Genomic DNA, 23,280 nt, shown 5'->3' with positions numbered 1-23,280 from the left:
CAGTGCACCCAGTCATCGAGCACCCAGATATCGAGAACCCAGCTGACTTCGTACCGTTCGACGACAGCCGAACCCGGACATACCTCGACGCCGGACTCTGGCGCGAGACAACACTTCCCGAGGTGTTCGCCTCGTGGGTAGACCGGTTCGGCTCTCGTCGCGCGATCGTCGACGACACCGAGGAGCTGACGTACGACGAGCTGAATTCGCGAGTTCGAGCGACCGCAGCGGGGTTTGCCGACCGGGGAATCGGGCCGGGTGATCGGGTGCTGGTGCAATTACCCAATTCGGTGTGTTTCGCGGTGGTGCTGTTCGCGTTGCTCGAGTGCGGCGCGGTTCCCGTGCTCACCCTGCCCGCGCACCGTCGACGCGAAATCGTCCATCTGGCAGCCACATCGAAGGCCGTGGCGTACGTGATCGCGGAGCGGGACGGAAACTTCGACTGTATAGCGCTCGCCGACGAGACAATGGCGGCGGTGCCGAGCATTCGGGAGGTCTTCGTCGATGGCCCGACAGATCGGGGCGGGGTGCATACCCCGTTGTCCGGTGTCGTCGGTGCGCCACGGGAGTTTCCGCCTGCGTCTCCAGCGGATATGGCAGTGCTGTTGGTGTCCGGCGGAACGACGGGTCTGCCGAAGTTGATTCCGCGTACCCACAACGACTACGAGTACAACGCGCGGGCCAGCGCGGAGGTCTGTGAACTGACGGCCAAGGATGTCTATCTCGCGGTTCTTCCCGCTGCACACAACTTTCCGCTGGCGTGTCCAGGTGTGCTCGGGGCGCTCGGGGTCGGAGCGACCGTGGTCTTCGCTCGTGTACCCAGTCCCGATCAGGTGTTCGCGGTGATCGAGCGGCATCGGGTCACCGTCACCGCACTGGTTCCGACGTTGACTCATCTGTGGTGTGAGGCGACGGACTGGGAAGAGGCGGACCTGTCCAGTCTGCGGCTGCTGCAGGTCGGTGGCGCGAAGCTGTCGCCCGAGGTCGCCAAGCTCGTCGAGCCGTCGCTCGGGTGCCGGTTGCAGCAGGTGTTCGGGATGGCGGAGGGGTTTTTGAACTACACACGGGCAGGCGACGCACCGGATCTGGTCATCGGCACCCAGGGGCGCCCGCTGTCCGAGCACGACGAGATCCGAATCGTCGATGCCGACGGTGACGACGTGCCGGTCGGGGAGACGGGCGAGCTGCTCACCCGCGGCCCGTACACCATCAACGGCTATTACTCTGCAGCAGAGCACAATACGAAAGCCATCACCCCCGACGGCTTCTATCGGAGCGGAGACCAGGTTCGACGGTTGGCCTCCGGTCATCTGGTCGTCACCGGCCGGATCAAGGACGTCGTCACCCGCAACGGTGAGAACGTCGCGGCCGACGAGCTGGAGGATCTGCTGCTCACCCATCCCGGAATCGCCCGAGTTGCGGTGATAGGCGTACCCGATCCCGCTGTGGGCGAAAGCATCTGCGCGGTGATCGTGCCGAGCGGCAGCGCTCCGAACCTTGCCGAGGTGCGAGCATTTCTCACCGCCGCAGGCTGCGCCGGGTTCACCTTGCCCGATCGTGTGGTGACACGAACGACGCTTCCCGTCACCGCGATCGGCAAAGTGGACAAGTCCTTGCTCGTCAGGCAGGCAACCGAACGACAGGTGAGAACATGAAGCCCTCGGATCTCGACGACATCAAGCGCCGGTTGCTGGCAGATCGTCTGCGGCGCAGCAGGGGTGGTGAGACCGCCGAGGTCGAGCGCGGTCCTCTCGCACATCTCCCATCGTCCGAATTCGACTCGCTGAGGACGCGATTCGAGACCATCGATGATGTGTGGCCGCTGTCTGCGCTGCAACTGGGGTTGGTTTACCAGATCGGGGTGGATGCGAACGCCACCGACCTCTACACCGTTCGTACCGTGGTCGAGGTGGACCGAGTTCTGGACGGCGACCGGGTTCGGCACGCTCTGCAGTCGGTGGTCGACTCCACTGCGGCGTTGCGGACGGCGTTCGTCACTCCCGACGGCGGTATGCCGGTGCAGGTGGTGCTGTCGACGGTGCAGGCACCGTTGACGGTTGTGGACCTCGGTCGCTGTTCGGCGAGCGAGTTGGAGGAACAGTGGAACCGGATGCTCGCCGACGACCGGCAGCGGTCGTTCGACATCGCCGTGCCTGCCCTGTTCAGGGTCACACTCGTCCACCTGCCCGACGGGGTCGACCGCCTGCTGACGACCTACTGGTTCGGGTGTTTCGATGGTGGCTCCTCGGCGCTGTTGGTCTCTCGTGTCCTGGAGCAGTACGACGGCGCGAGCCCGAACCTCGATCACGGCTACCGGGAGTACCTGCGCTGGTGGACCTCTCGCGACCGGGCCGAGTCCGAGCGGGCATGGCAGCGGTGGTTCGGCGATGTCGACACCCCCACACTGGTGGCCGATTCGGGTCAGGGCGTCGGCCAGGCTCCCCGGCGGGTCGAACGCAGACTGTCGCGGGCCCGGTCCGGGCGACTGGATTCGGTTGCGCACGAAGCGGGCTCGACACTCTTCACCGTGCTGGCTGCCGCGTGGGCGAGCGTGCTGATGCGCGTGGTCGGTCGGTCCGACGTGGTATTCGGTACCGCAGTGGCCGGACGACCGATGGAGGTGCCGGGCTCGGAGCGAGCCATCGGACCGTTCATCAGTACCGTTCCGCTCAGGGTCGCGGCAGGCGGATCCGATACAGCCGCAGACATCGCCGTCCGGGTGCAGGATCAGCGCCTGGATCTGATGGCGCACGACTCGCTCGGTCTCGGCGGGATTCAGAAGGCGATCGGTGCCGGTGCACTGTTCGACACCCTGCTGGTGCTGCGCAACGCAGCCGGTCCTGCAGCCGACACAGATGCCGCGCCGGGGCGGCAGGTGCGACACATCTCGACCGTCGACGGGTCGGAATTCCCGGTGTCGATTGCCGTCGACCCGGGTAGCGAGCTGAATCTGTCGGTGACGTACCTGCCCGACTCCGTGGACGACGATCGCGCACGGTACCTGCTCGACTCCTTCGAAACCGCCCTCGACGCCGTTGCCGAACAATCCGATCTGCCGATATCGCGGTGGCCTGCCCCGGCAACCGAATCGACGAGCATCGCGAACAACGGCTTCGACGACAGGGACGAGCGGCTGCCCGATTCCACGATCGCCGAGTTACTGGCCGACCGCGCCGCGGCCGTCCCCGAGTCGACCGCGCTGGTATTCGGGGCCGAACGTGTGACGTTCGCAGACCTGGACGCGCGGGTCCGCGCGTGCGGACGGGCACTCCTGCGCCGAGGTGCCGGTCCGGAATGCATCGTTGCGCTCGCGCTGCCGCGGTCGGTGGAGATGGTGGTGGCGCTGTTCGCGGTGCTGCGCACCGGCTCGGCCTATCTGCCTCTCGAACTCGACTACCCGAGCGATCGCCTCGACCTGATGTTGGCCGACGCACAGCCGACGATCCTGGTGACGAACACCGAGACGCAGTCCCGTGCACTGACGACCGACGCCATCGAGATGGTCGTCGACGATCCCCGTGTGGCTGCCGAATTGGCGCAACGCGTCGAGCCGTCGGAGTTCGACACGGGTCCGTTCGCGCCTGGGACGCCCGGCCGCCTCGAGCACCCGGCCTATATCATCTACACCTCCGGTTCGACCGGCACACCCAAAGGCGTCGTCACCCCGTACCGGGGCCTGACGAACATGCTGATCAATCACCGCGACGAGATCTTCGGCCCCACCATCGCCGCGGCCGGGGATCGGACTCTGCGGATCGCGCACACCGTCTCGTTCTCCTTCGACATGTCCTGGGAAGAGCTGCTGTGGCTCGTGGAGGGCCACGAGGTGCACGTCTGCGACGAGGAACTGCGCCGTGACGGTGACGCATTGGCGCGATACTGCGAGCAGAACCTGATCGACGTAGTCAACGTGACGCCCACGTACGCCGAGCACCTGCTGGATCTGGGACTGCTGAACGAGCATGACGGACATCGGATTCCGCTGGTACTTCTCGGCGGGGAGGCGGTTCCCGAGTCGTTGTGGCAGCAGCTCGGCGGTGTCGGATACAACCTCTACGGACCCACCGAGTACACGATCAACGCGCTCGGTGCCGGTACCCGTGACAGCGACACCCCGTCGATCGGATCACCGATTCTCGGTACCCGCGCGTACGTTCTGGATCAGTGGCTGCGGCCGGTTCCGGTGGGATCTGTCGGTGAGCTGCACCTGTCGGGTGTGGGACTGGCTCGTGGTTACCTGCACCGATATGCGCAGACGGCAACCAGTTTCGTCGCCGATCCCTGGTCGCCGGGCGAGCGAATGTACCGCACCGGCGATCTGGTCCGGATCAGGCCCGATGGCCAGTTCGATTATCTGGGCCGGGCAGACGACCAGGTCAAGATCCGCGGCTATCGCGTGGAGACCGCGGAAGTCGAACGGGCGGTGAAGAACTGCGCCGCGGTTGCCGGGGCGGTGGTGCGGGCGGTGGACAGAGGTGCGGGCACTCGGGCGCTCGCCGCGTACGTGGTCCCCCTGCACGCCGCTGCGTCCGAGGACCATGGCGCGCTGTTCGGATCCATTCGGGACGAGCTCGCGGCCGTACTGCCGGAGTACATGGTGCCCACGCTGTTCGCTGCGCTCGAACGCGTTCCGATGACGATCAACGGCAAGCTCGATGTTCGGGCTCTGCCGACCGTGGATGCCGCGGGCACCGGCACGTTCGTGCCGCCGCGAACACCGGTGGAGACGATGCTGTGCGAGATCGTCGAGGCGGTACTCGGGGTCGGTCGGGTGGGAATCGACGACGATTTCTTCGCCCTCGGCGGTGACAGCATCACCTCCCTCGCCGTGGCATCGCGGGCGCGCAAGGCAGCGATTCCGCTGGCACCACGGGAGGTGATGCGCAAGCGAACAATACGGATGTTCGGTGCGGAACTCGTCACCGACGAGACCGTCCGGCCCGCAGCCTCCGCTGCGGCGGTCACCGTGGATCTGTCCCAGGACGAGCTCGACGAATTCGAAAGCAGTATGTGAGTGACCGAGACGACGACCGGTACCCCGGCGACTCCGCAATCGAAGATCGCGGCTGTTCTGCCATTGACGGCGCTGCAGGTGGGAATGTATCTGCAGTCGAGTCTGGCTGCAGCGACACAGGATCCGTATCTGTCTCAGACGGTGCTCGACCTGTCCGCTCCGGTTCGAATCGACCGCCTCACACGGGCGCTGGAGCAGCTCTTCGAACGTCATCCGAACATCAAGGCGCTACTGCGCCAGCGCCGCAACGGTGACCTGGTGTGGGTGATTCCGCGCGCATCGACACCGGAACCGACGCCTGTCCGCGGAGACTGGGACGATCATCTGGTCCGCGACAGGTCCGCCGGATTCGCGTTCTTCGAAGGGCCGTTGATCCGCTGCGCGTACTCGACCGATCCTCGGTCGCCACGGGTACTGATCACCTACCATCACGCCCTGATGGACGGGTGGTCCGAGGCCATCTTCGTTCGCGAGTTGATCGCCCTCTACCGGTCGGGGGAGACAGAGGTGTTGGCACCTGCTCCCGACTATCGCGACTACCTGGCCTGGACGGCCGGTCAGGATCGTGATGCTGCGCTGGCGCGTTGGGCGAACTATCTCCACGGCTTCGACTCTCCGACACTGATCGCAGACGGCGCACCGGCACAGACCAATTCGTGCTCCCGTATCGACCTCGACATCGCCGACGAGATGGCAGGGCGTGTCGCCGACTACGCGCGGACCCGCGGCGTGACCACGAATGTGGTGGTGCAGATGGCCTGGGCGTCGATGCTGGCGGCTCGGACCGGAGCAGGCGACGTGACCTTCGGAATGGCGAGCTCCATCAGGCCGTTCGACCTCGACGGGGCCGAGGCGATGGTCGGTCTGCTGCTCAACACCGTGCCCGTTCGGGTTCGATTCGATACGAGCAAGGCCGTGGCCGATGTGGTCGACGGCCTACAGGCCGACCATCTCGACCTGGACGAGCACCGGTTCCTCGGCCTGTCCGAGATCGCCGGAACCGTCGGCGGCGGTGCACTGTTCGACACGATCGTCGTGTATCAGAACTATCCGACACTGCCCTCCGAAGCGAGCGCGGCCGTCGACCAGGTCACCGTACTGGGCGCTCACATGAGCTTCCCGATGGCTCTGATGGTCGGTCCCGACCCTGCTCTGTGGGCGTTCGTGCTGCACGACGAGGCAGCCGTCGATCACCGTTCGGCCACGGTGTGCGCCGAGACCTTCGTCGAGATGCTGGACAGGCTGACGAGCCGTCCGGACGTCGATGTGCCGCAGCTCCTCTCGGCCCCCGACGGCCAGGGATACAGCGTCGGAGCGTCTCGGCAGGTGTCGACGCTGGAGACGGCCCTCGCCGACAGGTTCGCGCAGTCGAGCGAGGACGTCGCGTTGACGGTCGGTGGCGACGCGATCACCTATGCCGAACTGCGATCCCGGGTGGCCGAGGTGTCGACGCGGCTCCGCAGCAGGGGTATCGGGACCGAGAACCGTGTCGCGATCGCGCTGGGCCGGGGAGTCGACATGGTGGCTGCGCTGCTGGCGACCATCGACGTGGGTGCGGTGTTCGTACCCATCGACATTCGCTATCCGCGTGAGCGCATCGACTACGTGCTCGCAGACTCTCGCCACGACATTCTGTTGGTCGACGATGCCACTCCCACAGTGCTGACCGCGCTCGAGACCGCGGCGAGAATCGATTCGATGTCGGCTACCGAGACAGTGGAAGAACCCTTTGCCCGGAGCATCCCGGGTGACTGCGGGTGCTATCTGGTGTACACCTCCGGTTCGACCGGAATGCCCAAGGGAGTGCTGGGAACCAGAGCCGCGCTGGCCCATCGTCTGCACTGGGCGACGCTGCACTGGGGCGGTCCGAGGAGCCGGATTGCCAAGAGCTCATTGTCGTTCATCGATGGAGCAACCGAACTGCTGACCGGGATTCTCGCGGGCCAACACGTGGTGTTCGCACAAGATCATGAGTATGCCGATCCGAGGGCGCTGGTCGAGCTCCTCGCTCGATCCGGGGCCGGGCAGATCACCGCCGTCGGGTCGCTCGCCGCGGCATTGGCGACGACTTCGCCGCAGGAATGTGGTTCGCTGACCAGTTGGATACTCAGCGGAGAACCTTTGACCAGCAACACGATCGCTGCGATCGGAGCAGCGACGCCCGAGGCGGCGGTGTACAACTCCTACGGCTCCTCCGAGGTGGCGGGCGACGTTGCCGTGCACAGGGTCGCAGGCGACCCGGCCGTCATCGGAACGGCGGTGGACAACACTGTCCTCGGCGTGCTCGACGACCGACTGCGCCCGCTGAGAACAGGGATCGGCGGCGAGCTCTACGTCGCGGGGGTGCAGCTCGCGCGTGGATATGTCGGTAGACCGGCCGAGACCGCCGCACGGTTCGTCGCAGACCCGGGCGGGGACGGCGGCCGAATGTACCGCACCGGTGATCGCGCCCGCATCCTCGACGACGGTGCGCTCGAATTCCTGGGACGCGCCGACCGGCAGGTCAAGGTCAGGGGCCATCGCGTCGAGCTGGGGGAGATCGAAAACCTCACTGCCGACATCGAATCCGTGGACGCGTGTGCAGTGGTCGCGGTGACCGACGACGGGGGCGCAACCGTGCTCGTCGCACATGTGACCCCCGGTAATGTCGATGCCGCCGCGGTGCGCGACGTCCTGCGAGGGCGGGTGCCCGACTATCTGGTGCCGGCGTTCTGGGTGGCGATCGACCACGTACCGCGCACTCCCAACGGCAAGACGGACCTGGTCACTTTGACCCAGCGCGGGATTCCCGAGAACGGACCGAGCCGGTCACGAGCAGCTGCGAGCGACGACGAGCAGTGCCTCGTACACCTTTTCGCAGATGCGACTCGTACGGGTGCAGAGTCGATCGGGGTACACGACGACTTCTTCGCGTTGGGCGGCGACAGTATCACCGCCATCAGCATGGTTCATCACGCACGCGGTACCGGATTGGCGATCACGACCGCCGACGTCTTCGAGTGCCGCACTGTCGCTGCGCTGGTCGAGCGAGCCCGGCTCGCCGAAACATTCCGCGCTGCAGCAGAACCTGACAGCAGCGCGCCGCTACTGGACGCGCGGGACCTGACCGAGCTACGCACACTCGGAATCGATACCGAACTCGCACGTCCGGCAACTCCGTTGCAGCAAGGGCTGGCATTCCAGTCGCTCGCGGGAGGAGACGGACTCGAGGAAATCTACGTCATCGCCACCGAGTTCGAGATACGAGGCGAGCTACACCTCGGAAGGTTCGAGGACGCACTGGACGCAGTGTGCGAGCGCCACCCGGCTCTGCGCTCACGCTTTCTCACGCTGAATTCCGGGACCACCGTTGCGGTCCGCGACACGGAACGAGTGCACGTGCGCAGGCGGGCCGTCGAGGATCCGGATGCGCCCTCGGTGCGCACCCTGGTCTCCGAGGATCGCGGGACCTTCGACATCGAGCACGGCCCCCTGGTGCGAGTTCTTCTGCTGGACTGCGGAGAACAGCTACATCGCGTGGTATTGACCGTGCATCACCTCCTCGTCGACGGTTGGTCGATGGGGACCGTCGGCACCGAATTGTTCATGCTCTATCGTGGCCGGGATCTACCGGCTCCGGCGTCGTTCGACGACTATCTTCGCTGGCTGTCGCGGCGAGACGATTCGTCGATCGAGGTATGGCGTCGAGCGCTCGGCACCGACGTGGTGCCGACCATCCTGGCCTCGACCACCTCAGAGTCCGAGGTGCGATCGGAGTCGCGCGAGATCGAGATTCGTTGGGATGTGCAGGACTCTGCCCGCCTGGTGGATTCCGCTCGGTGTAGATCGGTGACGGCGAGCGAATTGATCAATGCGGCATGGGCCGTGGTGCTCTCGGCGTTCACCGATTCCCGATCGGTGGTGTTCGGATCCACGGTGTCGGGACGCCCGACCGACCTGAACCGCGTCGGCGACATGGTCGGGCTGTTCATCAATACCATCCCGGTGCGCGTCGACATCGAGCCCGACGCCACCGTGTCGTCGGTTCTCGCAGGCCTCCGGGATTTCTCCGTCGCCGTGGCCGCGCATCATCACGTCGGTCTCGCGGACATCCAGAAAGCGCTCGGCGGGGGAACGCTGTTCGACACCCTCGTGGTGTTCGAGAACTTCGCTGCCGCCGATACCTCCGGTGTCGATACCGAGGACTTCTCGGTCTCGGTTGCCGGGTTCCACACGGTGACTCACTACCCCTTGACGCTGACGGTGTTTCCGGGCGAAGAACTGCGGTTGGTGGTGGAATATCGAAGCGGCGCAGTATCGGCCGAGCGTGCACGGGCGGTGGCCTCGGCCATGACGGCGGTGCTTCGGAGGTTCGCCGAGGCGGACGATCCGCTCATTGCGTCGGTGCCCCTCGTGGATCAAGCAACGGCGCACCGGCTCACCGTCGAGCATGCCGGCGGCGCTCGCCCCTATCCGAGCGAAACGTTGGTCGAGCTCTTTGCCGAACAGGTGGCGCTGCAGCCCGATGCGATCGCCGTTCAGGACGCCGCCGCGGCACTGACGTTCGCCGAATTGGACCGCATGTCCAACCGAACCGCACGGTGGCTCATCGGTGCAGGCGTGGGGGCCGAGGATCTCGTGGCCGTTCTGGCCCCACGCACAGTGATCTCGATTGCGGCAATCCTCGGGGTGATGAAGTCCGGGGCCGCATATCTGCCGATCGACCCGAACTGGCCGGCCGACCGCACCAGCCGAATTCTCGGCGAGGCGCAGCCGGTGATGACATTGACCACGGATTCCGTTGCCTCACTTACGGCTTCATCCATCGACTCGGTAGGTATCACCGATGCCGAACGGCGAGCACCGTTGCATCCCGACCACCCCGTGTATTCGATCTACACCTCGGGCACGACAGGCGCGCCCAAGGGCGTTCTGGTCCCACATCGTGGCCTGATCAACCTGTACCACTCGCATCGCGAGAACGTGCACGAACCGGCTGCCCGACGCGCGGGTAAGTCGACTCTGAACGTGGCGCACGCCTGGTCGATGGCCTTCGACGCGTCCTGGCAGCCGCAGCTGTGGCTGTTCGGCGGGCACACGGTGCATGTGATCGATCCCGAGACCGTCCTGGACCCGGTGGAACTGACTGCTCGGTTGACTGCGGTGTCGGCGGACTTCATCGAGGTCGTGCCCTCGTTGCTCGAACAGATGCTGAGATCGGGTTCGATCGACACACTCTCGACGGTCGGCGTCGGAGGAGAGGCGGTGTCCGCCGAGCTGTGGAATCGGTTACGTAGCAGGCAGACACTGGTGGCGTACAACTTCTATGGGCCGACCGAAGCGACGGTGGACGCGGTGTACACCTCTACCGAACTGTCGAGTGATCCGGTGATAGGCCGACCGGTGACCAACATGCGGGCCTATGTATTGGACAGAAGCCTTCGACTGGTGCCGCCCGGCGTGTTCGGCGAGCTCTATCTCGGCGGGCCCGGCGTCGTGCGGGGATACCGGAATGCGCCGGGGCGCACGGCACACCGATTCGTTGCCGATCCTTTCGGCGCAGGTGGCACGCGGCTGTACCGGACCGGGGACCTCGCCGCGTGGACCGAGAGCGGCACACTGCGGTACGGGGGCCGGACGGACGATCAGGTGAAGATTCGTGGTCACCGCGTCGAAGTGGCCGAGGTGGAGGTTCGGCTGCGCGAGTTCGACGCCGTGGCAGACGCGCGGGTGGTGGTGCGAGGATCCGAGAACGGGAATGCCGTGCTCGCCGGCTACGTGGTGGCAGAACAGGGTAAATCACTGGATCCGAATGCCGTTCGTACCCGCCTGCGCGGTCTGCTCCCGTCGTACCTGGTGCCGGCGTCGCTGACCGTGCTCGATGCATTTCCCGTCCTGCCGAACGGCAAGCTCGACGCTTCCGCACTGCCCGAGCCCGAGCTCGCGACGCACTGCGGGCGTCCCCCGAATTCGGAGGTGGAGCGGCAGATCTGCGCGGCCGCGGCCGCGGTGTTGCACGTGACCGAGGTCGGTGCCGACGAGGACTTCTTCGATCTGGGCGGCGACAGCATCATGGCGATGGAGCTGTCCGCGAGGCTCCGGTCGGCCGGCCTGACGGTGCCGCCGCGGCTCATCGTCTCTCTTCGGACGCCGGAAGGTGTTGCCGAGCAGCTGGAGTCAGGGCCGTCATCGAGCGCATCGAGCATCGTCGATCCCTGCGGAACGGTACCGCTGACACCCATCATGCGGTGGATGGACGCCCTCGACGGGCCTGTCGACGAGATCTCGCAGGCGGTGCTGCTCGACGCTCCGACACTGCTCGCCGAGGATTCGCTGGCAGAACTCCTTCGGTTGTTGGTGGACCGGCATCCGATTCTGCATTCACGATTCGAGCGCAATCCCCAAGGGGAGTCCACGTTCACGGTGTTGGCGCAGGGGAGTGCCGATGTCGGTTCCTGGATTCGGGTCGAGGACTGCGGCGCACTGACCGAGTCGGAGCTGGCGAACCGCGTGGCAGAGCAATCACGAGCTGCACGTGGCCGACTGAATCCGGCGGCCGCCAGGATGGTCGATGTCGTCTGGCTGCGGAATCGACTACACCCCGAGTCTGCAGGGGAGCTGTTGATCACCCTGCACCACCTGGTGGTCGACGGTGTGAGTTGGCGGATTCTGTTGCCCGATCTGACGGAGCTCTGGGAGCGCGGGCGTTCGGCCGTGGGCGCAGCTGCCGGACACTCGATGCGGCGGTGGGCGCTCGAGATGCGCCGTCGTGCATCCTCGCCGGAGGTACTCGCCGATCTCGACTACTGGTCGAGCGTCGGTGACGGCGCAGTGTCGATTCCGCTCGCGCGGCCCCTCGACCCGTCCGTGGACACCGGTGCTCGCATGCGCGTCAGCACGTTCGCGTTGTCGACGGACGAGACGGCACCGTTGATGTCGGCGACCCACGGCCGCCTCGGTGCGTCCGTCGAACACCTCCTGCTGGCGACCTTCGCTGCCGCTACCGCGGGCTGGCTCGATGGCGAGGCGTCGACGCCACAGTCGTTCGTCGTCGACATGGAGGGCCACGGTCGGTCGGGAGTGGCCTCGGACCGAGTGGATGGATCGTCGGTGGTCGGATGGCTCACTGCGGTGTTCCCGCTGCGCCTCACTGCACAGCCTCAGGATCGCAGGATCCTTGCCGAGTACGAGTCGAATCCCGCTGCAGCAGAGGCTGTTCTGCATGAACTCGTGACGGCTGCCAGGACGTCCAGGGAGTCGGTGCCGGGAGACGGATCCACCTATGGCATGCTGCGGTTCTCCGAGATCGAAGCCTGTGAGGTGATTCGTCGGAAGCCTTCTGCCGCCATCGAATTCAACTACCTCGGGCGGTTCGATGCGGCTACGGGCGGTCTGTTCGGTGCCAGCAGGCTACGCAGCAGCCTGGATTCCTCTCCGGGGGAGCGTACGCCCTGTGGGTATGCACTGGTCGTGGACAGTTACATCCACGATCGGGATTCGGCGGCTGTTCTCGGCGTCACGATCTCCTGGCCGGAGGGTGTGTTCGAGGGTGCGGCGGAACTCGCGCGTCTGTGGCGTGGGGCCTTGACCTCGGCCTGCCGAATCCTCGCTGTCGACCCGGACAAATGCACCACGAGGGCGGTTTAGGCTACCCGAAACTATTTGTTGGATCTGTTGAATAATGCGTGTCCTTCTTCTAGAGTGACGAGGTGTTCCTCGCCGTCGCGTCCTCGCTGCCCCGTCTCGTAGGTCGATGACGGACACCGGGACCTCCGGTGACGTGCCGGTCACACTGGCGCAAGTGCAGTCCCGGGGCCGTGGACGTGCCGCTGTGGCCTTGTTGGGGCCGGCGTTCGTGGCATCGGTCGCCTATATCGACCCGGGGAATTTCGCCACCAACTTCGCTGCCGGTGCCGAGCACGGCTACAGGCTGGTGTGGGTGATCGTGATGGCCAACGCCATGGCCATGGTGGTGCAGTACCTCACCTCGAAGACGGGCTTGTCCACGGGCCGCAGTCTCCCGGAGCTGTGTCGGCGTCGATTCGGTAGGCGCATCAACGTCGTATTGTGGTTGCAGGCCGAGGTGGTGGCGATGGCCACCGATCTGGCCGAATTCGTCGGTGCCGCAGTGGGACTGAATTTGGTGTTCGGGGTGCCCCTCTTGCCGGCGGGGCTGATCACGGCGGTGACGGCGTTCGCCATCCTGGCGCTACAGCAGCGCAGCTATCGCCGTTTCGAGTTGGCGATCGTGGCGTTGCTGATGCTCGTCGGTGCGGGATTCCTCTACGTGTTCATCGCCTCCGGTGGACAGGACTACGTTCAGTTGGCGGACGGCCTGATTCCGCGTCTGGACGGCGGCGACACCGTGAGCCTGACCGTGGGCATCATCGGGGCGACGGTCATGCCGCACGTGGTGTATTTGCATTCGGCACTGCAGACGAACCGCATCGGCACCGTCGACCGGCGGGAGCGACACGTCCTGCTCCGATACAACAAGTGGGACTGCATCGTCGGGTTGGGGCTGGCCGGTCTGGTGAACTTGGCGATGTTGTGCATCGCGGCCGCGCTGTTCCACACACCTGGTCTGACCGGCGTGAGCGATCTGGAATCGATCCACTCGCACCTGGGCGTGCTGCTCGGTGGTGGTGCCGCCCTGGCCTTCGGCGTGGCGTTGATCGCGTCGGGCTTGTCCTCGTCGAGTGTGGGTACCTACGCCGGCCAGGTCGTCATGGCAGGGTTCATGAACTGGCGGATTCCCCTGTTTCTTCGGCGCACACTGACGATGCTGCCGGCTCTGATCGTGCTGGGCCTGTCCGTGGATACCACCCAGGCATTGATCTACTCCCAGATCGTGCTGTCGTTCGGTATTCCGTTCGCCTTGCTGCCGCTACTGCTGATCACCCGCGATCCCCGGGTCATGACCGATATGGTCAACCGCCGCCTCACCACCGCGGTGATGGCGTCGATCACCGTCGTGATCAGCGCGCTCAACCTCTATCTGGTGTATTCCACGCTGGTGGAACTCGTATAGCGCAGCACTAGTGAGGCAAGGGTTACCTCATTAGTGTTACCTTATCAATCGCCTACTCCCAATCGGGTGGGGACGCACTGAGCGCGGTCGAGTCGAGAGGTTCCGAGAGACGATGAAGGTTCGTACGAAGTGGATGAGGAGCGCTGCATCGATCGCGCTCGCCGGTGGGTTGACGATCGGCCTCGCCGCCGGTTGCAGTAGCGGAGCCGAGCAGGCACCTGCGGCCGATTCCACCACGTCGACGCAGGAGTCCGCATTTCCGGTCACCATCGATTCCGCGTTGGGATCCGCGACGATCCCCGAGGCACCGAAGCGGATCGCCACCTGGGGTTGGTCCAATCAGGACGCGATTCTCGCCCTCGGTGTCGTACCCGTTGCCATGCCCACATTCGACGGTGCCCAGTACGGAGCCGACGATCGCGGAGTTCTGCCGTGGGATGCCACGGCGCTCGCCGACCTGGGAGGCGACGCGCCCACACTGCTCACCGGTGACGGAACCGGCGCGGTCCCCGTCGAGCAGTTCGCCGCCGCCGCACCGGATCTGATCTTCGCGCCGTACTCGGGATTGAGCCAGGACGAGTTCGACACGCTCTCCGACATCGCCCCGGTCGTCGCGTACCCGGACGAGCAGTGGACCACCTCGTGGGAGGACCAGCTCACCATCGCGGGCAAGGCCCTCGGTAAGGAGAAGGAAGCCGCAGATCTGGTGTCCGGTGTGGACGCTTCCATCGCCGATGCAGCTGCGAAGTATCTTGCGCTGCAGGGCAAGACCGTCACCATCGCGCTTCCCAACGCTCCCGGCACCTTCGCAGTCAGCAAAGACGACGACGTACGGGTCGAGTTCCTCGAGCAGCTCGGTCTGGTCAACGAGCCCACCATTCAAGAGGCAGACCCGGCCAAGGACCCCGAGGCCGTGTACTTCGAGCTCAGTCTCGAACAGGCCTCGTTGCTGAAGTCCGACGTGCTGTTCGTCGTGGCGTACGACAAACAATCTCTCGCAGGGTTCCTGGCCGAACCCGCCGTGGCCTCCCAGCCCGTACTGGCGCAGGGACGTACCGCGTCGACCGAAAACCTGAGTGCCGACAAGAATTTCGCGTTCGGGGGCCTGACAGTACTGACGATTCCGTACATCCTCGACGACGTGGCCTCGGCGCTGAACGCTGCCGCCGAGAACGTTCAGGACTGATCCGAGCGCAGGCCGACCCGACGCACCACATCTCTGCATTCGCGAAGGAGCGTGTTCCACCGTGGCAAGGTCTCATCGACTTCAGGTCGTCTTTCCCGAAGTCATCCGCACGGCGACCGTGATCGATACGCGGCAACTCGGTTCGGGAATGCGCCGGATCGTGTTGGGTGGGCCGCAGCTGCGCGAATTCTCGCGAGACGGATTCGACTTTCCGGCGCTGCGCAGCGAGGGATTCGACGACTTCGTCCGCTTGTTCTTTCCTGTCGACGACAACGGCACGATGGTTCTACCGGTGCAGCACGAGCGCACGGTGGAATGGCCGCGGGAGCCGCGGCCACTGACGCGCAACTACACCGTGCGCAGCGTCGACGCTCAGAAAGCAGAATTGACTCTCGATTTCGTCACTCATGACACCGGAATCGCCTCGACGTGGGGGCGTCGCTGCTCGGTGGGGGATTCCATCCCGCTGCTCGGTCCGGTGCGCTCGGGTCACGCACCTGCCGAGGTGGATTGGGTGTTGCTCGTCGGAGACGAGACCGCGTTGCCTGCTGTTGCTCGTTATCTCGACGAAGCCGGAGCAGGTGAGCGAATCCGGGTGTTCGTCGAGGTGGCCGACGCCGAACGAGAACTACCGCTGCCGACGGCCGCCGACGTCGAGATCACCTGGGTCCACCGCGACGGTGCGGTTGCAAGCATCGGAGACCTGCTGGAAACAGCCGTGCGTGGTGCGCCCTGGTGGGAGGGAACCGTGTTCGCCTGGGTAGCAGGCGAATCCACAACGCTCAAGGGCATCAGGCGATACCTGCGCGAGGATCGCGCGCTGGCACCGGAGATGGTCGAGGTCACCGGCTACTGGCGTCGGGCAGAGGTTCTCACTCGCGTGGACGATCCGGAGGTGCCGGATCTGAACTCCCGCGAATCCGAGCCCTTCGACAGACTCGCCGAACGTGCGGAGATGTTCTCCCCCTTCGCGATCAGGGCCGCCAACACCTTGCGCATCCCGTGGCATGTCTCCCGCGGCATCCGCACCGTGGACGAGCTGGCCACGGCCACGGGCACCGATCCGCGAGCCCTGGCGAAATTCGTTCGCTACCTGCGGTCTGTCGATGTGCTCACCGAGGATTCGGACGGAGGTGTGATCCTCGCCGATATCGGAGAAGCCATGCTCGGTGACGACTGGATCTCGCACTGGCTGGATTTCGACGGCATCGAGGCGCGAGTGGAATTGTCGATCACCGGACTCGTCGAGAGTCTGCGCACCGGCGTTGCCAGTGCCAGTGCGCTCACCGGCAAGACGTTGAGCGAGGACCTCGCCGGCTCGCCACGGCTGACGCAATTGCACCACAACCACATCGCAGACGAGGCTGTATTTCTGGGTCCTGCTCTGGTACAGGACTATTCGTTCGAAGGTGTGTCGACGTTGGCGGTGACCGGTGCCGCAGCCGGGGTGGTGCTCGGCTCGATCCTGACCGGGTACGACGCGATGTCGGCGACCGTTCTCGGATTGCCGAGCGAACTCGACCTCGTCCGACGAGATCTGCAGAAGTGGCCGGAACTGCGCGGGCGCGTGACCGAATGCGCTCAGAGTGTCGTGTCCGAACCGCGCGCCGATCCCCGGGGTGGGTTCGACGCATATCTGTTGCTCGAGGTCACCGGCCACTACCGCGACGACGATCTGGCGTTGCTGCTGACACATGCGGCAGCGGGCCTGTCGAAGAGCGGGAGACTGATTGTGGTGGAACGCCTGTCGGACGACGGCGCGATCACCGAGGATCAGGCCGAGTTCGATCTGTTGATGCTCTGTATGCATGGCAGCGGAGTGCGAACCAGAGCCGAGTTCGAGTCGGTGGCAACCGCAGTGGGCTTGGTGGTGACCGCGTCTCGTCTCGTCGGCTGGGGTATCGCGGTTCTCGACCTGCAGCCTGCACTCGAAGCCGTTGTGCGCCAGAGTTAGTTAGGTTAGCGTTGCCTATCTAAGGCGCGCAGCATGTCGGTTACGCGATGCGCGGTCCGAGACCGAATCACCATCAGGAGTGCACACACAATGACCGTTGTCGAAGAAACGGCGTCGAGCACGGCCGAGACCACCAGCCTGCAGCACGGACTGCAGACTGTGGTCACATTGGCCGAGTCGGGCTTGTTCGACGAGTACGTCGTGTACGAGGACAGAGGGCGCTGGGTATTCGCGGGCGGCGTGATCGCTCGCATCGTCCTGCAACCGAATGTCGTCACGACCACGTGGGGGACCGACGAGCCGACGGTGCGTCGGTGGTCCGGTAATCCGTCGACAGCGTTGCGAGAAGCCTGCGACGGTCTGCGACGAGAATCCTGGAATGCATACGGGTTCATCGGATTCGGGTTCGCGGCTCACCTGCATGGTGTGACGGGCCCGAGCGACTCCGAGGAGGTGCTCGGTCATCTGGTCGTGCCCCGCGTCGAGGTCCGATTCGGTGTCGACCACCACGACGTCGAGGTCACCGGGAGCGAGGAGGATCGCGCCGGCGTGCTGGCCGCACTCGCGGCCGCCTCCGTGGGGGAGACGACCGTGCACTCTCTCGATGTCGGCGGCGATCTCGACGACTATCGGGCTCGAGTACAGCAGGCCGTCACGGAAATTCACCGCGGCGACTACGCCAAAGTCATTCTGTCTCGCACGGTGCGCATTCCGTTCGATCTGGACATGCCGGGCACGTACCGGGCCGGGCGCGCGGCGAACACCCCGGCTCGCTCGTTTCTGCTGCACTTGGGCGACCTGCGAGCGGCGGGTTTCAGTCCGGAGTTGGTGGCCTCGGTCGATGCGCACGGTGTGGTCACGACCGAACCGCTGGCAGGGACGCGGGCCTTCGGTCTCGGCTCCGAGGCCGACTCCGTCGCCAGAACCGATCTCGAGCAGGATCCCAAGGAGATCACCGAGCACGCTGTGTCCGTCCGCACCTCGTTCGAGGAACTCGAATCCATTGCGCGCCCCGGGTCGACAGCGGTCTCGGACTTCATGAGTGTGCGCGAGCGCGGAAGCGTCCAACACCTCGCCTCGACGGTGCGAGCACGCCTGCGCGAGGACCTGTCCTGCTGGGACGCCTTCGGGGCGCTGTTCCCGGCCGTCACGGCTTCGGGAATTCCCAAACGTGAGGCCATCGAGGCGATCGGGAGGCTCGACGATCCTTCCCGTGGTCTGTATTCGGGTGCCGTCGTGAAGGCATCGTCCTCAGGGGAACTCGAAGCGGCGCTGGTACTTCGAGCTGTCTACGAGCAGCAGGGTTCCGCGTGGCTGCGTGCCGGAGCCGGCATCGTCGGCCAGTCGACACCCGATCGCGAATTCGACGAAACCTGCGAGAAGCTCGCCAGTGTTGCCCCGTATCTGGTCCGCAAGAAGGAGGAAGACGCCTGATGCATCGCACCATGTTGGGTGGAAAGATCCACCGTGCCACAGTCACTCATGCCGATCTGCACTACGTCGGCTCGATCACCATCGACGCCACTCTGATGCGCGCCGCCGATCTGATCGAGGGTGAGCAGGTCCACATCGTCGACATCACCAACGGCGCCCGCCTGGTGACGTACGTGATCGAAGGCCGCGCTGGGTCTGGTGTGATCGGAATCAACGGTGCCGCAGCCCACCTGGTCTCCCCGGGCGACCTGGTGATCATCATGTCGTTCCGACAGACAGAAGAATCGGAACTGTCGGCGCACAGTCCTTCGGTGGTGCACGTCGACTCTGCCAACCAGATCCTGGGCCTCGGAGTCGACCCGTCCGAGCCGGTTCCGGGTGCACTCGATCAGAGGTCAGGGGCGAGCGTTCGATGACCTCACACGAGAACTACGACATCCTCGGAGTCGGATTCGGGCCCTCCAATCTCGGTCTGGCAATCGCGATCGAGGAGCACAATCGAACCTGCACTCCAGCAGAACGATTGACGGCCTGCTTCATCGAGTCCAAGGACGAGTTCGCGTGGCACCCCGGCATGTTGTTGCCGGGGACGTCGATGCAGATCTCGTTCCTCAAGGACCTGGCGACCCAGCGCAACGCCTGCAGTGAGTACACCTTTCTGGCCTATCTGTCCGAGCAGGGCCGACTCAACCACTTCATCAACCTGCAGACGTTCTTCCCGAGCCGACTCGAGTTCCACGACTACCTGGCGTGGGCCGCGGACAAGGTCGATGCGACAGTGCACTACGGCACCCGAGCGGTGGACGTCGTCGACACCGGCGACGGGTACGGCGTCCGCACCGAAGGCCGACGAAGCGGGACCGTGCGGGGACGTAACATCGTGCTCGCCGGAGGACTGACCGCCACCCTGCCCGACGGAGTCACAGCGTCGGCGCGGCAGTTCCACAACCACGATCTCCTCGGCCATCTCGATCGGTTGCCGTCGCGGACGCATCGCACGTTCGTCGTCGTCGGTGCCGGGCAGAGCGCCGCCGAGGTGGTGGACTACCTGCACTCGACGTACGGGGATGCATCGGTGCACGCGGTGCTGCGCAAGTACGGGTACAGCCCGGCCGACGACAGCCCCTACGCCAATCGTATCTTCGATCCGGCGGCCGTGGACGACTTCTATTCGTCCTCGCACACGCTGCGCGAGCAGCTGTTGCAGTACCACCGCGGCACCAACTACTCCGCCGTCGACCTGCCCCTGATCGAGGAGCTGTACGCCCGCGAGTACGCCGAGCGGGTCAGCGGTCGGCGCCGGCTGTTCGTGCACGGAGCATCTCGATTGGTCGACGCCGTCGAGGAACCATCGGGTGTGCGGGCCGCCGTCGAGCACGGCCCGACGGGTCTGGCCGAGGACATACTGTGCGACGCTGTCGTCTATGCCACCGGCTTCACGTCCCTCGATCTACCCGAGATACTCGGTCCGCTGTTCGACGCCGTCGAAAACGACTCCGGCGGTCCTCGCGTGACGCGTGACTACCGACTCGTGACGCGTGAACCGAGCGTGGGTTCGATCTACCTGCAGGGCGGCACGGAACACACGCACGGCCTGACCTCGTCGTTGCTGTCGAACATCGCTGTTCGCAGCGGTGAGATCGTGAAGTCCGCTGTGAGCGCGAGGGTGCGATCGGTGGTGTGAATCGGGTGAGCACCAGGACGGGCGAGGAGCCGGAACATCGACATGTTCCGGCTGAAGTCGGTGGTCTCGCTCGCACCGATGCGCGTCGGGCCGCGGGGTTGTTCGTCGTCCTCGGTGTTCTGGCAGCGATGTGCCTGGTGAGTATCTCGGTGGGCACCGAGTACATCCCGATCGGTGAGGTGTGGCGAGGGCTGTTCTCCGCCGATGGATCCACCGAATCGGTGATCATCCGCGAACTACGGCTTCCGCGTACCGTTCTGGGGTTGCTCGTCGGAGTCGCCCTCGGGGTGGCCGGCGCGCTGATTCAGGCGATGACGCGAAATCCGCTGGCCGACCCGGGAATTCTCGGCGTCAATGCAGGGGCGGCGTTCTTCGTCGCGATCGCCGTCGGCGCGCTGGGTGTCACCGGCATCCGGTCGTACATCTGGTTCGCGTTCGCCGGGGCAGTGGTCGCCACGATCGTGGTGTACGCGCTCGGGTCGCTGGGCCGAGCGGGAGCCACACCGATTCGGTTGACACTGTCCGGAATTGCGCTCGGTGCGGTGCTGGGCGGCGTCACCTCGGGCATGCTGTTGCTCGATCCGGATGCCTTCGACCAGATGAGGTTCTGGGGAGCGGGGTCGTTGGCCGGTCGAGGTCTCGACATCGCATCCGAGGTCGCCCCGTTCATCGCGCTGGGTCTCTTCCTGGCAGCCCTGATCGCTCGTCCCCTCAATGCCATCGCACTCGGCGACGATCTGGCCCAGTCGCTGGGGGCGAACGTGATTCGTACGCGAATCGTCGGCGTCGTTGCGGTGACTCTGCTCGCCGGTGCTGCGACGGCGGCAGCCGGGCCCATCGGATTCGTCGGACTGATGATTCCGCACATGGTGCGTTGGTTCGTCGGACCGGACCAGCGGTGGATTCTGATCTACACCGTGTTCGCGGCACCGAGCCTGCTGCTGCTCGCGGACGTGGTCGGACGCATCGTGATCAGGCCGGGGGAGCTGCAGGTGGGCATCGTCACCGCGTTCGTCGGCGCGCCGGTGCTGATCGTGCTGGTTCGCCGCAAGAAGGCGAGCGGACTGTGACCCGTGAACAGCGTGGTGGCGATATCGATTTCGGCCGAAAGCTGTGGATCCTGCGACTGCGGGATCGAGTGGACGGCCGCATCGACATCCGAACGGTTGGCGTCTGCGGGGCGCTGCTTCTCGTGACGGCAACGGTCGCCGTTCTCACGATCGGTACCGGCGACTACTACATTCCGCCGAAGGAGGTGCTCGCCGCGGTGTTCGGCGACGCGCCGCGCCTGACCGAAATAGTGGTGATGGAGTGGCGCTTTCCCCGGGTGGCACTGGCCTTCTTGTTCGGAGCCGCCCTCGGTGTGTCGGGTGCGGTCTTTCAATCCTTGACGCGAAATCCGCTGGGCAGCCCGGACATCATCGGCTTCGGCACCGGCGCGTACACCGGCGCGCTCGTGGTCATCCTCACTCTCGGTGGTGGCTACTACCGGACCGGAGCGGGCGCGCTCGTCGGCGGACTGGCGGCGGCTGCGGTGGTCTACCTGCTCGCGTACCGGCGCGGGGTGCAGGGCTTTCGGTTGATCATCGTCGGGATCGCCGTCAGCGCAGTGTTGGCCTCCGTCAACACCTGGCTCGTGATCAGGGCCGACCTGGACGACGCGATCGCCGCGGCGGTGTGGGGTGCGGGCACCCTCAACGGTCTGGGGTGGTCGCAGGTGGGGCCCGTGCTGGCCGTATCGGTCGTCATCGCGTCGTGCCTGGCGGTGCTCGCGCGCCGGTTGCCGATGTTGGAGATGGGCGACGACGCGGCGCGGGCGCTCGGTGTGCGCGCCGAGCCGACCCGGCTGATGCTGGTGTTCCTCGGGGTTGCGCTGATCGCGATGGTCACCGCGGCTGCGGGGCCCATCTCGTTCATCGCGCTGGCCGCGCCGCAGTTGGCGCGCCGCCTCACCGGCACCTCGGGAGTGGCGATGGTCCCTGCCGCGTGCATGGGGGCGCTGTTGTTGGTCGTGAGCGACGTCGGTGCGCAGCGTCTCTTCGCTCCCACACAGCTGCCGGTGGGTGTGGTGACGGTATCGGTCGGCGGCGCGTACTTCGTGTGGTTGTTGGCGTGGGAAGGCAGGAAGCAGTGACCGAGCCCCGATTGCATACCGACGACATCACGGTCGGATACGACAGGAGCGTCGTCAGCGAGAACCTGTCCGTCGAGATTCCCGACGGCAAGTTCACCGTCATCGTCGGACCGAATGCCTGTGGTAAATCGACTCTGCTGCGGGCACTCTCGCGGCTGCTGAAACCCTCTCGCGGAACCGTTCTGCTGGACGGGAAGGCGATCTCGTCGTATCCGGCGAAGGAGGTTGCCCGACGCCTCGGCCTGCTCCCGCAGACCTCCATCGCGCCCGACGGTATTTCGGTGGCCGATCTCGTTGCGCGGGGACGTTATCCGCATCAGAAGCTGATCCGGCAGTGGTCGACGACGGACGAGGCTGCGGTGATCGAGGCCATGAATGCCACCGGAGTGATGTCGCTGTCCGCTCGTCCGGTGGACGAGCTGTCCGGCGGACAGCAGCAACGCGTCTGGGTGGCAATGGTTCTCGCGCAGCAGACGCCGTTGTTGTTGCTGGACGAGCCGACGACCTTTCTCGATATCGCCCACCAGATCGAGCTTCTCGACCTGTTGGCCACTCTGAACCGCGCGAACGGTCACACTCTGGTCGCCGTGTTGCACGATCTCAATCACGCGTGTCGGTACGCCGATCACATCATCGCGATGAAGGACGGCGCAGTGGTCACCGAGGGCGCGCCCGCCGACGTCGTCACCGCCGAGCTGGTCGAGGCGGTCTTCGGGCTGCCGTGCCGCATCATCGACGATCCGGAATCGCATACTCCGTTGGTGATCCCCAAGGTGGCTGGTCGCAAGCTAGGCAAGGCTTAGTTTAGAATCGGGAGAGGATGGCCGTCGAGACGGTCGGAACGTTCTCGCACGAGTTACGACG

General features: G+C 65.4%; 12 protein-coding genes. All 12 read left to right on the top strand.

The genetic code is table 11. The features are described from left to right. The first annotated feature begins 2 nt into the window (after positions 1 to 2). The 12 genes from ACOQFP_RS06975 (at position 3) to ACOQFP_RS06920 (ending at position 23,219) form a co-directional block, all read left to right on the top strand. Positions 3 to 1,655 carry a (2,3-dihydroxybenzoyl)adenylate synthase gene (locus ACOQFP_RS06975; RefSeq protein ID WP_421583870.1) on the top strand — a complete coding sequence of 551 codons (1,653 nt, stop codon included), beginning with the start codon at positions 3 to 5 and terminating at the stop codon, positions 1,653 to 1,655. Continuing rightward, positions 1,652 to 5,014: a non-ribosomal peptide synthetase gene (locus tag ACOQFP_RS06970; protein WP_421583869.1), complete on the top strand. Its 3,363-nt coding sequence runs from the start codon at positions 1,652 to 1,654 to the stop codon at positions 5,012 to 5,014. Before ACOQFP_RS06975 ends, ACOQFP_RS06970 begins: the two co-directional genes overlap by 4 nt. Further along, complete coding sequence (locus ACOQFP_RS06965) at positions 5,015 to 12,640, top strand: amino acid adenylation domain-containing protein (protein ID WP_421583868.1); 7,626 nt, start codon at positions 5,015 to 5,017, stop codon at positions 12,638 to 12,640. A 106-nt stretch (positions 12,641 to 12,746) separates the two neighbouring features. Then, positions 12,747 to 14,024, top strand: coding sequence for an Nramp family divalent metal transporter (locus ACOQFP_RS06960; RefSeq protein ID WP_421583867.1), 1,278 nt, complete (start codon positions 12,747 to 12,749; stop codon positions 14,022 to 14,024). A gap of 112 nt (positions 14,025 to 14,136) precedes the next feature. Then, positions 14,137 to 15,210 carry an ABC transporter substrate-binding protein gene (locus ACOQFP_RS06955; RefSeq protein WP_421583866.1) on the top strand — a complete coding sequence of 358 codons (1,074 nt, stop codon included), beginning with the start codon at positions 14,137 to 14,139 and terminating at the stop codon, positions 15,208 to 15,210. Between the two features lie 61 nt (positions 15,211 to 15,271). Then, positions 15,272 to 17,164 (top strand): SIP domain-containing protein, encoded by a 1,893-nt coding sequence (locus ACOQFP_RS06950; protein WP_421583865.1) that lies wholly within the window; start codon positions 15,272 to 15,274, stop codon positions 17,162 to 17,164. A gap of 90 nt (positions 17,165 to 17,254) precedes the next feature. Then, a complete protein-coding gene (locus ACOQFP_RS06945; RefSeq protein ID WP_421583864.1) occupies positions 17,255 to 18,598 on the top strand; it encodes a salicylate synthase in 1,344 nt (447 codons plus the stop codon). After that, complete coding sequence (gene panD, locus ACOQFP_RS06940; protein WP_421583863.1) at positions 18,598 to 19,014, top strand: aspartate 1-decarboxylase; 417 nt, start codon at positions 18,598 to 18,600, stop codon at positions 19,012 to 19,014. The genes ACOQFP_RS06945 and panD overlap by 1 nt, the downstream gene beginning before the upstream one ends. Next, positions 19,011 to 20,282, top strand: coding sequence for a lysine N(6)-hydroxylase/L-ornithine N(5)-oxygenase family protein (locus ACOQFP_RS06935; RefSeq protein WP_206492219.1), 1,272 nt, complete (start codon positions 19,011 to 19,013; stop codon positions 20,280 to 20,282). Before panD ends, ACOQFP_RS06935 begins: the two co-directional genes overlap by 4 nt. Positions 20,283 to 20,287: 5 nt before the next feature. Beyond that, a complete protein-coding gene (locus ACOQFP_RS06930; protein WP_421583862.1) occupies positions 20,288 to 21,352 on the top strand; it encodes a FecCD family ABC transporter permease in 1,065 nt (354 codons plus the stop codon). Then, the gene (locus ACOQFP_RS06925; RefSeq protein WP_421583861.1) at positions 21,349 to 22,416 is read left to right on the top strand and encodes a FecCD family ABC transporter permease; all 1,068 of its coding nucleotides are present in this window, start codon (positions 21,349 to 21,351) and stop codon (positions 22,414 to 22,416) included. The genes ACOQFP_RS06930 and ACOQFP_RS06925 overlap by 4 nt, the downstream gene beginning before the upstream one ends. Further along, positions 22,413 to 23,219, top strand: coding sequence for an ABC transporter ATP-binding protein (locus tag ACOQFP_RS06920; RefSeq protein ID WP_206492222.1), 807 nt, complete (start codon positions 22,413 to 22,415; stop codon positions 23,217 to 23,219). Before ACOQFP_RS06925 ends, ACOQFP_RS06920 begins: the two co-directional genes overlap by 4 nt. Positions 23,220 to 23,280: the final 61 nt, after the last annotated feature.

Origin of the sequence: Rhodococcus sp. MALMAid1271 (assembly GCF_049195265.1) — a bacterium.
Classification (GTDB): domain Bacteria; phylum Actinomycetota; class Actinomycetes; order Mycobacteriales; family Mycobacteriaceae; genus Rhodococcoides.
The sequence above is the reverse complement of the archived record's forward strand: the minus strand, read 5'-3'. Positions and strand labels throughout refer to the sequence as shown.

What these genes read in the sequence shown, in the direction of transcription:
- panD (WP_421583863.1), top strand. Translation starts at nt 18,598, where the DNA reads ATGCATCGCACCATGTTGGGTGGAAAGATCCACCGTGCCACAGTCACT.
- ACOQFP_RS06955 (WP_421583866.1), top strand. Translation starts at nt 14,137, where the DNA reads ATGAAGGTTCGTACGAAGTGGATGAGGAGCGCTGCATCGATCGCGCTC.
- ACOQFP_RS06960 (WP_421583867.1), top strand. Translation starts at nt 12,747, where the DNA reads ATGACGGACACCGGGACCTCCGGTGACGTGCCGGTCACACTGGCGCAA.
- ACOQFP_RS06935 (WP_206492219.1), top strand. Translation starts at nt 19,011, where the DNA reads ATGACCTCACACGAGAACTACGACATCCTCGGAGTCGGATTCGGGCCC.
- ACOQFP_RS06970 (WP_421583869.1), top strand. Translation starts at nt 1,652, where the DNA reads ATGAAGCCCTCGGATCTCGACGACATCAAGCGCCGGTTGCTGGCAGAT.
- ACOQFP_RS06945 (WP_421583864.1), top strand. Translation starts at nt 17,255, where the DNA reads ATGACCGTTGTCGAAGAAACGGCGTCGAGCACGGCCGAGACCACCAGC.